This window comes from Bradyrhizobium sp. UFLA05-153 (genome assembly GCF_054185185.1).
In genome coordinates this window covers 23,702-38,804 of record NZ_JBBIAM010000036.1, presented here as the reverse complement: position 1 = coordinate 38,804, position 15,103 = coordinate 23,702, and the positions used below count along the sequence as shown (strand labels likewise).

Below are 15,103 nucleotides of genomic sequence, written 5' to 3'. Positions count from 1 at the left end.
CTTCCGAGCTACTCCGCCGCGAAGGCCCTTATGGGCGCGACGTATCCGCGGTTGCGCCACCCGTCCCTGATCGCGGCCGCGAACTCCTCCGTACCGGATTGCGACAAGAACGGCACCTGAACGTACATGTTCTCGTTCAGGCCTTGCAGCTTCGCAATCATGTGGCCATGGCCGAGCAGCCGTTCAGCGCCTTTCTCGTTCATGGCGATCTCGGAAGTTTTTTGGTCGTCTAAGCGGAGGATCAGTCGGTTCCCGAGAGCGTTTCTGAGTTGCATGCTCATAACGGTGACGTCCGGGCGCTGAGCCATGAGGACCAGATGAATCCCTGCAGCGCGCCCCATGTTGCCGAGACGGGCGGCGGTTGTCGTTACATTGTTTCGGTAATTGTCATCCATCATCCAATCGGAAATCTCGTCGTGGAAGACGAAAAGGCGTGGCATCCGTTCGGACGGCTCTGCCACTCTGTTGTATTCGACGACGTTGCGGCACTTCTTGGCCGTGATCCGCCGGTAACGATCTTCCATTTCGGAAACGAGTGAGTCGAAAACGCGCGAGGCTGCGTCCATGTCGACGATGATCTGTTCCTGAAGGTGAGGGAGGGTCTCGGCCCACATGTAGTCCGCCCCCTGCTTGGGATCGATCAAGTAGAACTTGCATGATGTGGGTGAATCGAAGGCGCAGAGATCAAGGATCAGGTTTGCGGCTAGAATCCCCTTTCCGCTCCCGGTCGAACCGGCAATCAAGGTGTGCGGAGCCACCTGAGGCTGACCGTTGAACGGGCCGGTTACCGGCATGTATAGCATCTCGCCGTCGTCCTCCTTCTCGCCGAGCAGAAAGGCGAGATTGGACTCCGGCGCTGTGGACGACAGCGTCCGGCGGAGCCACGCATCAGCCAGATGCAGGATGGTGCGGCTCGGGCGGCGGAAGGCGATCAGGATCGAACCGAGCTCGGCCGTGATCCGGATGATGTCGAGTCCGTGGATCGTCTTCAGGTTGGTTCGTTGCTTCTCTAGCTTGTCAATCGTGAGCGATTTGCTCCCCTTGATCCGCAGCAAACCGGCGTTCGGAGTCAGCCACTGCTTCTGGACTTCAACTGTGGCACCTTCTGCCTGAAGCGACTGGCGAAAGCTGATCACCTGCTGGTCGAGCCACTCCTTGGCCCGGGCGTCCTGGCCGGATGAGTGCGTGGCGAGTCGCAGGGCGAGAGTCTCCACTTCCGGCAACCAACCTGTCCGACCGGATGAAACGGTCTCCGGCGTCGCGCCGTAGGCGGGCTCGGCCGGGATATCGGCCGGCACGGCCTCGAGCAAAGTAGGTGTGCGATCTGCCGCTGCCTCCGCCCGCTCGGCCGGCTGAGCTGGACTTTGGAGGATGGCTCCGTCCCGCTCGTCGGCGCGGCGCTGCAGGGCTGGCCCCCCCGGAGCAGCATCGGTTTCGGGAGTGCGCATCTCCTCGGTCATGGGTGACGCCAATGTCGCCTGCGACGATGTTGGGTGGCCGATCGCCGGCGATGCGGCGGTATTGTCGAGGTTGAGTAGCATGCCCGTGATCTGAGGCTTTCCGAAAAGCCATTGGAGCAAGGGACGTCGCTCTGCGGCAGGTTTGTCTTCGTCGATATCGATGCGGACCTCGGGGGTGATCAGCCCTTCATCGTGCTGGAAGACCATCGAATGGCCGCACAGCTCGATCCTGAGCCCAGAAGGATTGCGCACCTCCTCGATCCAGCGCTCGTACGGAAAGCCGGCGACGTGTTCGAAAGGCGTGAAGTGCTCCACGAGCATGTCGGCCAGGCGATGCCGCCAGATTTCGGGGCTCATGACCTCGTCGATGTCGACGAACTTGGTTCGCAAGCTGTCGTAAGTGCTCGCGAGCTGCCGTTTCGATTTCAACATCGCGCCGCCGAATGCGGGCGATCCGACGTACTTGGACTCGATAACCACCATTCTCACGAAACGCTGGCCTGCCTTCGACGTGAAGCTGACTGCGAGAATGTCGGACCGCTCGTTATTCAAGTCGAGCCAACGGGCTACCTCGTCGATGAAGAACCAGCAGATCTTGCACTCGTCCTGGTTAAGCAGAAGCTCGACCTGTCGTCGCGCCAGGACCAAGCCGATTAATTCGAGGGCCGAGTTCGGAATCTGGACTGCGCGCATGACGATTTCGCCGGACAGATCGGCGGATTCCCGCTGGATCAAGCGTCCAATCGCCATCCGGTCGGCTTCGTCCTTTCCCGGGAGAACGGGTTGGAGATGATCCTGAAGGAGCTTCGCGATCTCGTCGACGCCCACTGTTGTCGAAACGATCACGTTGTGGTCCGATCCCGGCGAGGTGAAGTAGCGGATGATACGCCGTTCCTGGGTTTCGCTTTGCTGCAGGAGTCGTCGGTCGGCGATCCGGTCGAAGGTAACCACCCAATCCGCCACCTGGTGGGCCTTGTTGAGCAAGCCCTTCACGTCCGGAGAGGCAATGTTGATCTCCTGAAGGGGCAGCCAATGACCGCGGGCGTCGTCGCTCTTGAGTAGATCGTGCACACGATCGACATAGGCCTGTGCGGCAGGAGGAACGCTGGGCGACGTCAAATAGACGCACGAAGAGACGTCTCCCAGGAGGAATGGCTTCCGTCGGCCCACATCCGTTGGGATATGCTCGTTCCAGGCGGGCGGATTGGCGTGCTCCTGTTCTGGACTGTGCCTCCAAGCGACACGTGCGAGCCGGGAAATCGTGTCCTGCAGGAGCACCAAGTCGTGTGGCTTGACGTCGATAACCCGTCCACCGCCCGCAAGCGGGCTCGAGGAAAGGAATCCGACACGGAGTCGGGACAGATAGGTCCGTGTCGCCTCGGTCGTGAGAGCCCCTGCGAGCTCCCTGCCGATACGTTCATTTTGCTCCCGGTAGATCCGACGGAGTCTATCGGGATCGTCATGCATGATCGTCAATTCGCAGCGGAAATCATGCTCGGTCGCGACTTTCTGTCCCAGAGCATCGGCGAGCAGGGACGGAAGCTCCGCAGAATCCGCGTTGTAGATCGCCGTGCTGAAGTGGTCCTTCTCGTGGGGGCGGAGTTCGAGGTAGCGCTCGCTCACCTCCTCGAAAGCCTTCACGGCGTCTTCAGCAGTATCGTCGAGCAGTGCTGGGGCGGCGCCGGCGACCGGAGATTGAAGCAGCCCGTAGTCCCCGACCTTCTCGACTTCGATGCCAAGCGATGGCTCGCTTCCGCTCTCGTCGTCGATGAAGCAGATGTCGGGATAGTAGGTTTGGGCGAATCCCGACACCCGGCGCTCAACGAAATCGGACATGCCGTTTCGGACTCGATCTGAGATAATGGTGCCGATCGCATTGCCGCATTGGCTGGCTTTCGCCGCCATCTCCGCCAACCGGAGAGGATGCCATGGAGTGATGATTACGGACGGCATGTCGGCAGTGATCCGGGCCGTCGCGATCCGGAGGATCGGCTTCCAGAGTTCAGTGCGACACTTGGGGGCGCGTGCCTTCGCTGCCAGGATCTCGAGCAATTCGCCGTAAACATCGGCCTGGTGCAGGAGTGAGGGAGATGACAGCCCGCTGCCGTAGGCGAAGTTCTTCAAGGCCGATCTGTAGGTATCGGCGAATTGGGCCCACGCACCCGCGATTTCGTCGGCATCGGCCGGCGAAAGGATGGTGACATCCTTGAGCTTCGAGATTGCGGCCTCCACGCTCTTGTCGATCCTCGTGTCTTCTCGATCCGGGTCAAACAGAGTGCCGTCTCCGCTCCGAAAGGAGCCGACGATGGTGCTACGGTTTCGCAGGTCGGCCACTTTCCGCCCGGTCTTGCCGCGCGCAGCCGATGCACGCGCCTCCATGATGAACACTTCGCCGTCGCGGGACGGAACGTGCGCAGCCAAATCGGCGGCGAAGGCGGTCACGATCGACTGGACCGGTGGCATCCAAATCAGCTTTCCGGCCGGAGCCCTGCTCAAGACCGATTTGGCGACCGCCCCGTCTCCTGCAATCTGATTGCGTTCGACCAGAAAGCCCTCGAATTGAAATTCGATATGAACTTTGGAAGTGGACGTCACCTCCTCGAGGTCCTTGTCGTCCCACTGAAGACGAGGATCCCAACATCGCCCGAAGTCGAGCGCCACGCGATGGCCGAGCGCATCTTGCAGCCCCCGATATCGGTCTCTGAGGTAGCGGCATAAGCTGGTGTTTTGCGTCTCGGTCCAAAAGCTCTTCTTCTCTCCGTGCGTCAGTCTCACGTGCAGGACGGGATCAGCGAACTCATGGTCCGCACCTTCGATCGCGACCCGTTCGGCCAGCCTAAGGAGCCCCGAGAGTAGATCTTCGTCTTCGATCTCCTTTCGGAAGATGAGGCGCTGCCATCGCTTGAGCAGCGAGGCCTTATCTTTTATACGGTCCCGGTGCCGGGCAAAAAAGTCGCGCACCTCGTCGGTGATCGCGGCCTTGGATGTTTCGGATTTGAGCGGGGCGATCAGCTCCTTCTCGGCGTCTGTAAGTTCGCCTGGGTACTCGTCGTCGAAAAAGGCGAGTGTCTCTTCGCCGAGCTTGGAGGGTGTTGGCTTTGACCTCCGCTCCGCGAAGAACGGTTCCAGCTGCTCCCAAGGGAAGCTTGCTACGGCCTCCTTGGCTTGGGACCATGCGTCCGCCCTGATGGTGCGGTCCTCAACCAGCCGGCGCACCGCTTCTCGAACGCGCTGCGCTTCGGCATCGTCAGGCCTTGCGGCAGCATCCTCTTCGATGCGCTTGAGGACATTATCGCGGCCGACGTTCTTTCCGTCGGGCGTCTGCAGGTCCAGGTACGGCCGAAACTCCGTCCGCGCGCGAGTGAAATACCTGCGTGCATCCAGGGGGCTGGCCGCGATGCTCTTGGACTTTCCGTCCAAAGGCGGGGCCACGAGCTGCAGAACGTGCATGCACTGGCGGACCGCGTCGGCGATCGGGAGTCCGGCCTTGCCAGCGTGGAGGTTGACCACATCGCTAACGAAGGTGCCCACCATGGTGGCCGAATTCGCGACTTCGGATTCCAATAAGCCTTTGATGACGTGACAGAGTTGAGAGAGGATCTCGGCACTCGGGTTCGCGGTGTAGGAGTGCAGGGCGACAGAGGCCCAGTTGCTCGCTTCCGACGCAGCGAGCAAGACGGGTTCGCCAACTACGGTTACGTGCCCAAGGCTCTGCTCAACGCTGGTCAATTCGTCCAGCGGGATGGAAATAATCGTTGCGTCGAAGCCAGGTGGCCGTCTGTTGCGGTGGGCGACGGCGTTCGCACGCGCGGCGCCGTTCACTGCGATTTCGTAAGTCGGATGTCTCTCCTTCAGGAGAGATCCTATCGCTGCCGTTTGCTCGTCCGGGAAGCCCACTAAAGCCAGGAGGGATCGCACCCCCTGGCCGCTACCGGAGACGATGTCTACCACTCTCTGGGCCGCGACTTGGGCGACCAGCGAGCATGCGTCAAGCTGCGACATTGGCGTGCTCCGTCGTGTAAGGGTTTACAACGAAGGCGATGGCGTCGGACTTTCGCTCGAGTAGACCGAGCATGCGGAGTCGCTCTTCAAGTCGCGTTTGGTTTCGCTCGAGATCCTGGACGGGGGCCGGAACGCTGCCGTACGCGAGTGGGTCCAACGCCTCGTGGCGGCCGATTACGATACGATAGCGATCGAATAGGAGCCGCATAAATCTGTGAAATTCCATTGGCGACGTCACGTTCGCGAGCACGAGAGCTTCCAGGAATTGGTCGTTCGGGCCGTACCAAGTACCGACACCGCGGCGGGCCGTTAGAAGCCCGATGCGGCTCCCGTAGGCTGGAAGGATCGCCCCAATTGACGAGAGGGCGGAGTTGACCGCGCTCTGGCGGGCTGCAGACAATTGGACGTGGATTTCGTCGAGTCCGCCCTTGTATCCGAGCTTCTCTAGTATCAGTTCCTGCGCTGCGCCCATTGGGAGCTTCTTCGTGCTAAGGGACTGCCATTCGTCTAACGCCTCGAAATCCGCAAAGAATTGCTCAACGGCTCGGTCCGGCAGCTGCCGGTGGGCGAGAAAGTGCTCTTTCGAGCGGCGCACGATGTGCGGACTGCTGGTTCCAACGATATCCAGAAGAAACGGTGAATGTGCCGCCTCCCCCGCTACATCCACCGCCCGTTGGAGCATGTATCTGATCAGATGAAAGCCAAGGAGGCGCATCGCGGCCTCGAGGCAGATTGAGAGATGAAGACTGTTCATCCCGAGAACCTGCGTCAGGTCGCGGGCGAGATCTTCGTAGACCTGCATCCTCGCCATAGGCAGGTAGCCGATGCAGCGGCAGGTCGCACGGCCGCCGTCCTGCACGGTGCCGTCTTCGGTAGCGAGGTGGGAGGCGGTCCGATTCAGGACATCGTTGCTGCGGAAGAATCGACGCTCGATGATTGCTCCAAGGGTGTCCCGCATTGCCGACCGGTTCACCATCAGCCAAACGAGTTCGCCGGTCCGGCGCATGAAGCGACGGTCGTATTGGAGCTGCCCGTCCTTGCCCAATTCACCATCGGCGAACAGCATCGCCGGACCCAACGGAAGGAGATGACGTGACGTCATGCGACCGCGGCGGCCGGAATCCACTTCGGCGCCGCGCAAAAGCTCGACCGCCGTAGCGAATTTCTCAAATTCGGGACCAATGGCGTGCCGCACCCGATCAACGTAGCCGTCCGGGATGTAATGGGCGATGTCCCCCTTGGTCTTCTGCAGCCAAGAGGCCCACATGGCGCTATCGTCGGCCATGGGGCCGCGGTCCTTTCGAATTCGATCGATCTCCTCGTCGCGAAAGACCAGATGCCGCAGCAGCATATTCGCGCGGATTTCGTAGGGGAATTCCTCGTGGATCGGGTCGACCGCGCGCGTGGCCGGGCATGCGTCGAAGATTGGGTTTGGGAGCGCGGAGGAGAACCTCCTGTGCTTGTCCGCGCAAATCTGGATGAATTCGACCAACGTGAACCAGGGGAGCTGCTCCTGGTGAAGCGCCAGTCCCCAAATAGCGTATTCGGGCCAATTCTTAACGCTTTTCAGGTCGAGCCCCTGTGGGAGCTTGAGCGCTTCGCGGCTGAGCAGGACTTTGTCCTTGTCGCGTACTGGCATCGATTTATTTCCCGATCTCTAGAATGTGCTCGTGGAGGCGACCAGAGTTGTCTAGGTCGACCATTCGGATCACGGTCGTCTCCTGGTCTTCCTCATCATACAAGGCGGACGCCAGCCTCACGGCGAAGTGGCGGATTTCTTGGTGGCATTGCCTGGAGAAGCTGGAGGGCAATGAACCGCTCGAGACGCGCTTCAGGTACTCGAACAGCAGGGGGGTGATGATCAACCGCGGTAGCTCACTCGAGCTCCCCTTCTCGAGCACGGCGAGCGCTGGACAGTATCGGTTTGCATCGTGCTGGAGTTGGACGCGCGCCCAGCTACTTGGCACAACGCCCAGCGGTTCGCCCATCGCGAGTCGTCCGCCGTTTCCTTCTGCGCGTCCGACCACGCCTGTGACCCAGAGTTTTTCGCCATCACTAGCCATCAGTCCGGTGAGCGTCCTGTTTATGCCTAAGACGATCTGCCTCAACGCGTCGCCGGACGCTTGCCCAGCCTTCAATGCGGCACACAGTTGCTCGTACTCGCCGGCATGGCGGAAGACGGTAAGTCTCCAGGGCGATAGGCCGCTGCCGGGCGAACCTTGGTCGCCGAGCTTGAAGAACAACCTGCGCCGCTGGGCCTGAAGCGCGGCCCGAAGTTCGTCTGCCTCGCGCCCGTTGTTTCGGTCCGAGCCACGCTTCGCATAGTGATCGAGAGGGCCATCGAAGATCCGATCGCCGTAGATTCTGTCATTCTCGAATAGCGAAATCCTCACCGGATTGCTCTCGTCCCGAGCCAGGAGAAGCGCGTCGATTTCGTTGTCGGTTTCCGCCCCGATCCCGAGCGAGGAGACCAACGCGAAGAATGGATTCTTCCGCCGTTTCTCGGGGTCGTGAATGTTGGCGCCGCACGCGTTGTCGTAGGGATTGGTGTACTTGTAGAGCGGCGTCTTGGCCTTCAGGATCACGGCGCAGCTAAGCAGGGGCCGCGATGGCTTCTGAGAGAAGCCGAGCAGCATGTTAACGATGAGCATCAGCAAGTAGCGGATCGGTATGTGCTGATCGTTAGCGGCGGCAAGTCGAACGAGCGTCTTGATGCGCGCACGAAACGCCGTGCTTCCGTTGGCTCCAACCAGGAGAGATCGGTTGTACCTGATTGGGCAGGGGTTGGTCGTGTCCACGGCGCGCGGGCAACTGGCACAGCCGTTCTCCCAATCGGGATGGTCGAGTACTGCATCGAGCAACGCGTCCAGGGCCTCTTCTCCCAGGGTACGGCTCAGGTTGAACATCGAAAACGCGAAGGTCGGCCCAGGGTGTTCCCTCCCAGATCGCATCATCTCGATCATCTCGCGATAGATCTCGAGGCACAGTGCTGCGGTTTCGGTCCCGTCGGATGCGGCCGCCGCGAAGGAATCGAGAAGTTGCCCGTCGTTGGCGGCCATGAGAAACACGGTCTCGGGCTGTGCAGATCGGATTGCTGCTGCTGCAGCGCGCACCTGCGCCAACTTCATCTCGGCCGGCAATGCGCTAACGTCGCGGATTATCCTGAGCCTGCGGCCGGATGGCAGATCCCATTCAATGATGCCCTCACGGTCCGCAGCCTCGCCCCATGCGGCTGTAGCAGCCGCGCTGTTCTCCACCAGGTCGACGAAGAACTTGCGCAGATGGAACGTCTTCCCGTCTCCGGCGGTGCCAGTGAGTATGACGGTACGCGGGTCGGCGCCTAGGAGGGCATCCCTGATGTCTTGCAGACGCGGAGGTGCGATTTCGATCGGTCGACTGACGCCGAACTCTTCGATCAGCACGGGAGCGTGCTCGTCGACAAGTGCGTCCGTTGCCGCGCTCGGGCCGTATTGTGAGAGGAAGTCGACGAAACGGGACATGGCGGCCTCAGAGGTGACAAATCGCGCAGCCGGCGTCGTCGGCTTTGGGCTTCACCGCACGCCGGGGCAGTGCTTCGAGCTCTACCAGAGAGCGGCCGTCGACCCAGGTGTAACCGCGGCTGCTGCTCGTTTTCTCGTACCCCTTCGCCCTTTCGAAAAGCTCGGGATGTCGTTCCTTGAGGCCCTGCCACTCGCCAATCTGTTGATAGAAACAGAAATAGCAGCCCGATCGGCTGCGCCATTCGTAGTAGCCCGGGGCGCCGAGCCCGCTGTCGTCTAGCAGACGTTGGACATCCGCGAGGCGCAGCCCATGATCCTTGAATGGGTACACAGGCACGATGTTGGGCTGTTCTGAAAGAAGCACCGGCCTTCCATTGCCCGTGTACCCCGCACGGTCCTCGTCCGACCGTATCGCGATGTATGAGTACGCTGGATCCGAGCCGATGAATTGCTCATAGGGATGGATTTTCAACATGCGGGTGCACCAGCGCGATCGGGCGCTGGGCAGGAAGCCGGCGAAATGTTCGTACAGCATCACGTCGAACGCGGTCCGTCCTGGCTTCGTCTTTAGCTGAAGCAGTTCAAGAGCCGAGATCCGCCGAATCTCTCTACCAAGGACGTGCTCAAGGCGAGCCAGGTATTCGTAGGTCTCCGGCAATTCGGCGCCCGTGTCGCAAAAGGCAAATTCGAAGTTCGCCTGCGGGTATTTCTGCGACAGATAGACTGCCAACGCGGTAGAGTCCTTGCCGCCCGATAGCGGCACGATGTGTCGGCGGGAGCTGTCCGAGATCGCATCGTCAAAACGTGCTGGCGAAATGTTCACGTGCGTGCTCCGAAGTTTGCGACCTGACGCGCTTCTCGATGAATCATCCGTGCGAGCATTCTTTCCAGTTCGACGATCCGATTCTTCACAATCGGTGCCAGGCGCCCGTCGGGGAGCTCGGATGCCAAGGCGGCATCTTCGATCCTGGCACGGCATTCTCTAACCAGCATGGCGAACTGCCCGGCCGTCGAGTCTTGCCATTGTTCGACTCCTCTTTGCAGGAGGATAGAGCTAACCGCCCGCGCAAGGCTTTGGGGGGTGTAGCGCCCATTCGTGGTATCGCGGGCGGTCCGCAGGATGGCTCGGTCGGTCATCCGGAGATCATCACGCCGGACCAAGGCATCGACGTCAAAACACGAGACCCAGTTCTGGAGAGACGATACTGCGTCCTCTGCGGCGCCGACTCGGAACGTTGAACCGATGATCCGCACTGCCTCACCCACATATCCTTCCAGAACGGCATCAAGCTCGTTCCGGATGCGCTCTACTGCCTGCGCCACTCCGTCTAGCCCGCCGTTCTGACTGTACAGGGCGGGCAAAGTGCTCAGAAAGAGACAGCCAGGGTCCTGTTCTTGGAGAATTTCGCGCAGAAATCGCTGCGTATCTGGTGAAAGTCGCGTGGACTGACGAGCGCCGTCCGGAAGTGTGGCCTGCCACTGAATGAAGGAATCGTAGGCGAACCGTAGCGCCTCGTCATCGTCCGAAGGGCGTTGGTGCGCGAGAACGTACGCAAGCTCGGACAGGTAGAGCACAGTCTCTCGAGAGGAATCGTGAACCTCGATTGTATGTCGGTCGGGCTCGACGAACATCTTGCTCGACTCGAACCCCAATATGTCGCGGACATAGACACCCTCCGTCCTTAGAGATACGACCTTGGCAAAAGCGCGGTAGCCGGCCATGACGAGGATGGGAATGACGCCCAACGGCAGACCGATCGGCGGGGACGCCAGCTGAGACACGATATCGGAGAGCGGTCGCGGGCCAGCGCTCGGCGTCGTGAAGAAGCGTTCGACGAGAGACCATGCACCGCGGAGACCACGATCTTTGATTTCATTCGGCGCCGCGAACCCCCAGCGGCCATCGGAAAGCCGGTGCAGTCCAGTGCGTTCCAGCACCGTGCGATATACCGATGCTTCGACCGACCCGTCCTGCTCCAGGTAGCCGAAGCGAGGCTGAGAAAGGCGCTCCATGGATCGCATGAGAATTCGTACGCGCGCCGTGCTCATCTGCCGAGATATCCGCTGCCTCATCAGCTGATCGTTGTTGATGCGGGGGCTATCTGGGTACCAGACGTCCAGCAGGTCTGAAGCGGCTACAGAAGCAGGACAGTCGGCCGTGACGTCGAGCCGGCGGCCGCCGTGGTGCCAGTTGGCATCTCCTCCCCGTTCGCTTGTAAGCCGATGAAGAATCGAGGCAAGCTGCCGACGCGCAAGGGCCAGCAATTCGTCCAACTCCTGGCGAACGAGCGGATCTTGGAAGACGAACGCCTCGTCCTGCCGGAGGGCCTCAAGCGAGGCCAGCTCAAGTGCCGCCTCGAACACTGCAAGCGGCTTGCGCGGATAAACTATGACCTGGCGATGCGCGAACGGCGATGTTTTTGCCAATCGCTCGGATTCTGCGATCCCTTCGGGGTTGTCGGCAATCACGAACAGGACCGATCCCCAGCTCTGCCAGTCCGGCTCCTTTATAGCTTCGGCAAGCCTCGCAGGCAGGACGTAGGACCCGGAGAGGTAGCGGGCCATGCCGAATTTGGTGTTGTGCCGCGGGGCCCGAAGTACCGGAGCCGGATGGCGGGCGTTCAGGAAGTCCAACAGATTGAATTGGTCCGCGCGCCGGGCACATTCGTCGGCCACGCGTGCTGGGATATCGACATCGATGCCGTGCCAAATCGATACATCGTCGTTGGTCTGTCTGTAGATCAGCAGCTTACGACCGAGGAGCGCCTTCATGGCCGACCTCACTGCGTCCACTGGGACGCCGCGCGATGCTACTGCGGTGATCAAGGCTTCCTTGGTCAGCTTGCGCCGCTCGCCACTCGCCCCGAGTTGAAAAAGGCACGTCGCCGCGAGCAGTTCGCGTTCGAGTTCGTTTTCGGCTTTTGCTCGCGCGCTTTCTGTTTCTAGCCAGCGCCGCTGCGCCCCGCCGGGTCCGACGTCCGCCCGCATCGACTCCGAGAAGTAGCGATAGACTTCTTCGACCCCTACAGGGGCCGACATATCCGCCGCATGCAGGAAAGAGAAGATGCTACGCTCGTTTTGTCCAATTCTGGCCACGACTTGCGGCAGCACCTGTAACGCACCGGCGCTCAATGGATGTGCCAGCTTGAGGAGGTCCGCGAGCTCGGGGCCGGGGCGCAGCCCGTCGAACCAGCCCGTCTGCGAGGCGACCATGGACACGGCCTTCGCGATCGATCCGGAAGCAGCGGTATTCCGCGGGCGCCGCTGCGCTGCGGCGGAAGCAACCAGGGAGTACAGTTCCTTGCTGTCTTCGACGAACCTGAGCTGGCGAAAACGCCCTTCGACCTTCCGCCATTCGTTGCGTGACGTTTGGTTCAGCCTGCCGGCGTAGGCCAGTAGATTCTGATGCAGCAGGACCGTGAGGCTGGCAGCAGGATTCTGCGCGCGGGAGATCCATTCGGCAAGGCGCTGAACCTGATTAAGGTCGCGCGTGCGCCCCTCGGCCGCGAGCCCTTCCAGATGACGTCCGAATTCGTCCCAGATAATCGCAACGTGATCTACCCGCAGTTCATCGGCGATCCAGCTGAGGAGTTTGTCGAGGTCCTTGATGCGCCTCGGAGCGCCGCTGGAGCTTGCGATTGCGTCGACTAGATCCGGCACATAGCCGGCCAGATTTACGACCAATCCCTTGGCGCGGGAGTTCAGACGCGCCCGCGCTTTAGTATGGAGCGCGGGCGCGACGGCTTTGAGCCTGGATAGAACAGGCTGCACCGCTTCTCGGGCGCGCGCATCGTTGCGCACGATCAACGCGCCAATTCCGGCCGCAAGCGACTTGCCGCTTCCGTAGGCGGCAATGACGATCGAGGCGTCGTTCCCCAACACGGCATCGACAACGGTCACGGATCGCTTGGTGGGATGATAGTGGCTGAGCCGCTGCGGATGATCGAGGTCCGCCCTCAGATTAACGGCGCGGTACAGATTTGGCGAGCTCATGCGGAGACTCCAATCCGGTCGTAGTGACGAGCAAGCCAATACTCAGGCGGTTTATGGGCTGCGCGTAGCCGTCTTTCGGCTCCGAGTCGTTCGAAGGTCACTCCATTTCGGGCGTAGGCTCGCGCGGCTTCTATCGACGCTGCATCAAGGGGCTCGGCGTGCATGTTCAGGATGCGCCCCGGACCGTATCGCCAGGTCGCGAGTTCGTTGACGCTGACGGCCTCCAGTCCTGCGGCTTGCCCCAGCTTGGAAGCGAACGCCAACAAGACCTCGATAGGAATTCCGTCTTGCGGCGACAGCTTTTCGAAGCGGCCCGTGTCATGATGATGCACGACCAACCCGAGGCTCAATAAGGGGCACAGCGTGCCGTCTTCCGGGTCCTGCAGCTTTCCGTACTCGTCAGCGTAGCTTGCGAGAGCGCATGAGACGTCGCGGTGAGCCATTTCAGTGCTGGGTGGCTTAGTGGCTCGGTCACGTAGGTGCCGCTGGTAGGCGTCTACGCACTCCGTCCGATCGAAACTCCGCTGCTGAAAGTTGTTGAAGAACCACCCGAAGACGGAACCAGGTCTCGTGGCGAGCGCCATGTGGACAAACCACCATGAGGCGGGGAATTCGAAGTAAGGGTCTCGCTCGGCGATCACGGCGCCAATCGGCGAGACCGACAACTGACGCGATCGGCCCTGAGGAGTGACCGATGCGACTCCAGACGCCTCCAGCCAGTAAGACAGTGACTTCACCATCTTGCTTCCGAGTCCAAGCGCATCGGCCGTTTCGAGGTCGGCTTGAAACCCGCCGCCGTTTTGCTGAATGCGCGCCAGCCCTTTGCTCAGCCAGCCATGACGGATCGCGAACGTCTCGTGACGTCCGTACTCAAAACGCTGCAGCGAAGAAGCATTCGCCGACTTCATTGACCTATCCTTCTGACGACGGAAATCACGATGTCGGCCGCCTCTCGCGCGTCCTCGTCGGTGTTCAAGACAGAGAACGAGAAGCGCAGGCTGGAAAAGGCGTCGCGTTCACTCAGGCCCATTGCCCGAAGGACGCGAGATGGCACAGGGCGTCCGCTCGAGCACGCGGATCCTTGTGATGCCATCACACCGGCGGCATCCAGATGCGCCAGAAGTTGCATGCCGTCCATTGAGTTGAACTGTAAATAGGAAGTGTTGGAAACGCGGGCGGCCTCACCACCGATTACGCGGACCCTTACACTGCTGCCGTCGCTGACGATGGCCTCGAAGCTGTCCCGGAGCCGGCGCATGTGATCCTGGGCTTCGTCGAACGTTTCTGTTCGGATGCGGGCCGCCACGCCCAGGCCGACCAGACCGGGCACGTTAACCGTCCCCGAACGCAAACCACGCTCCTGACCCCCGCCGAGTATCAGGGGTCGCAGATCTATCCGGTCGTCAACCACCAGTGCTCCCGTGCCGAGGGGGCCGTGGATTTTGTGTCCGGAGAAGCTGAGCGAATTGACCAAAGCCGCCCATCGATCCAGTCGGATTCGGCCGACCCCTTGAGCAGCATCCAAGTGTACGAACGCCTCAGGGCGAACCGCACGTACAGCCTGGACGACTTCGTCAACAGGCTGAATCACGCCGGTCTCGCTGTTAACCGCCTGCAGCAGGAGGATGATCGGCCCCCTGGCTTCGAGAGCCTTTTCTCGGGCACTGTCCGGATCGACGCGTCCGCAGGAGTCAACCTTCAGCCATGAAACCCTGTCCGAGCACCAATTGAGGAGCGGCTCAATCACCGAGGCATGTTCGACTGGCGCAACCAGAAAGGTGAAAGTTTGCTGCGGAAGAAATGAGCCGATTACGGTATTATTTGCTTCAGTGCCGCCGGAGAGAAATATGATGCTCTCCGGATCCATGCCGCCGATCAGTTGTGAAACGTTGTCGCGGGCGGCTTCAACCAATCTTCGGGCTGCGGCTCCGCTTCCATGTGCGCTTGCAGGGTTTCCGACATTGGACCGCATCACGTCCGATACAGCTTCGATCACTGATCTCAGCGGCGCCGCTGTTGCGTTCGCGTCCAAATAGATGGCATGCCTCTCCGAGCCTAGTCCGTCCAGGCTTCCTCGTAGTCCTGCCCGGGCGGATTGGACCGGCGTTTTGTCCCGAAAGGATTCGATAGGGCTAAGCACCTAGTAGA

The 15,103-nt window shown here is 60.9% G+C and carries 7 protein-coding genes; all 7 read right to left on the bottom strand.

Annotated features, from left to right (window positions below):
* Positions 1 to 8: 8 nt before the first annotated feature.
* Genes Q2941_RS22040 through Q2941_RS22010 form a run of 7 tightly spaced genes read right to left on the bottom strand, consistent with a single transcriptional unit; the run spans position 9 to position 15,095 of the window.
* A complete protein-coding gene (locus Q2941_RS22040; protein WP_458193702.1) occupies positions 9 to 5,462 on the bottom strand; it encodes an FtsK/SpoIIIE domain-containing protein in 5,454 nt (1,817 codons plus the stop codon).
* The gene (locus tag Q2941_RS22035) at positions 5,449 to 7,101 is read right to left on the bottom strand and encodes a hypothetical protein (protein WP_458193701.1); all 1,653 of its coding nucleotides are present in this window, start codon (positions 7,099 to 7,101) and stop codon (positions 5,449 to 5,451) included. Before Q2941_RS22035 ends, Q2941_RS22040 begins: the two co-directional genes overlap by 14 nt.
* A 4-nt stretch (positions 7,102 to 7,105) precedes the next feature.
* The gene (locus Q2941_RS22030) at positions 7,106 to 8,962 is read right to left on the bottom strand and encodes a hypothetical protein (protein WP_458193700.1); all 1,857 of its coding nucleotides are present in this window, start codon (positions 8,960 to 8,962) and stop codon (positions 7,106 to 7,108) included.
* Between the two features lie 7 nt (positions 8,963 to 8,969).
* Positions 8,970 to 9,785, bottom strand: a complete 816-nt coding sequence (locus Q2941_RS22025; protein WP_458193699.1) for a phosphoadenosine phosphosulfate reductase domain-containing protein — start codon at positions 9,783 to 9,785, stop codon at positions 8,970 to 8,972.
* Complete coding sequence (locus Q2941_RS22020; RefSeq protein ID WP_458193698.1) at positions 9,782 to 12,955, bottom strand: hypothetical protein; 3,174 nt, start codon at positions 12,953 to 12,955, stop codon at positions 9,782 to 9,784. The genes Q2941_RS22025 and Q2941_RS22020 overlap by 4 nt, the downstream gene beginning before the upstream one ends.
* Positions 12,952 to 13,863, bottom strand: a complete 912-nt coding sequence (locus Q2941_RS22015) for a DUF4007 family protein (RefSeq protein WP_458193697.1) — start codon at positions 13,861 to 13,863, stop codon at positions 12,952 to 12,954. The genes Q2941_RS22020 and Q2941_RS22015 overlap by 4 nt, the downstream gene beginning before the upstream one ends.
* The gene (locus tag Q2941_RS22010) at positions 13,860 to 15,095 is read right to left on the bottom strand and encodes a cysteine desulfurase family protein (RefSeq protein WP_458193696.1); all 1,236 of its coding nucleotides are present in this window, start codon (positions 15,093 to 15,095) and stop codon (positions 13,860 to 13,862) included. The genes Q2941_RS22015 and Q2941_RS22010 overlap by 4 nt, the downstream gene beginning before the upstream one ends.
* Between the last annotated feature and the right edge of the window lie 8 nt (positions 15,096 to 15,103).

Excerpts from the sequence above, each read along its gene's own strand:
- Q2941_RS22040 (WP_458193702.1), bottom strand. The coding sequence starts at position 5,462 with ATGTCGCAGCTTGACGCATGCTCGCTGGTCGCCCAAGTCGCGGCCCAG.
- Q2941_RS22020 (WP_458193698.1), bottom strand. The coding sequence starts at position 12,955 with ATGAGCTCGCCAAATCTGTACCGCGCCGTTAATCTGAGGGCGGACCTC.
- Q2941_RS22035 (WP_458193701.1), bottom strand. The coding sequence starts at position 7,101 with ATGCCAGTACGCGACAAGGACAAAGTCCTGCTCAGCCGCGAAGCGCTC.
- Q2941_RS22015 (WP_458193697.1), bottom strand. The coding sequence starts at position 13,863 with ATGAAGTCGGCGAATGCTTCTTCGCTGCAGCGTTTTGAGTACGGACGT.
- Q2941_RS22030 (WP_458193700.1), bottom strand. The coding sequence starts at position 8,962 with ATGTCCCGTTTCGTCGACTTCCTCTCACAATACGGCCCGAGCGCGGCA.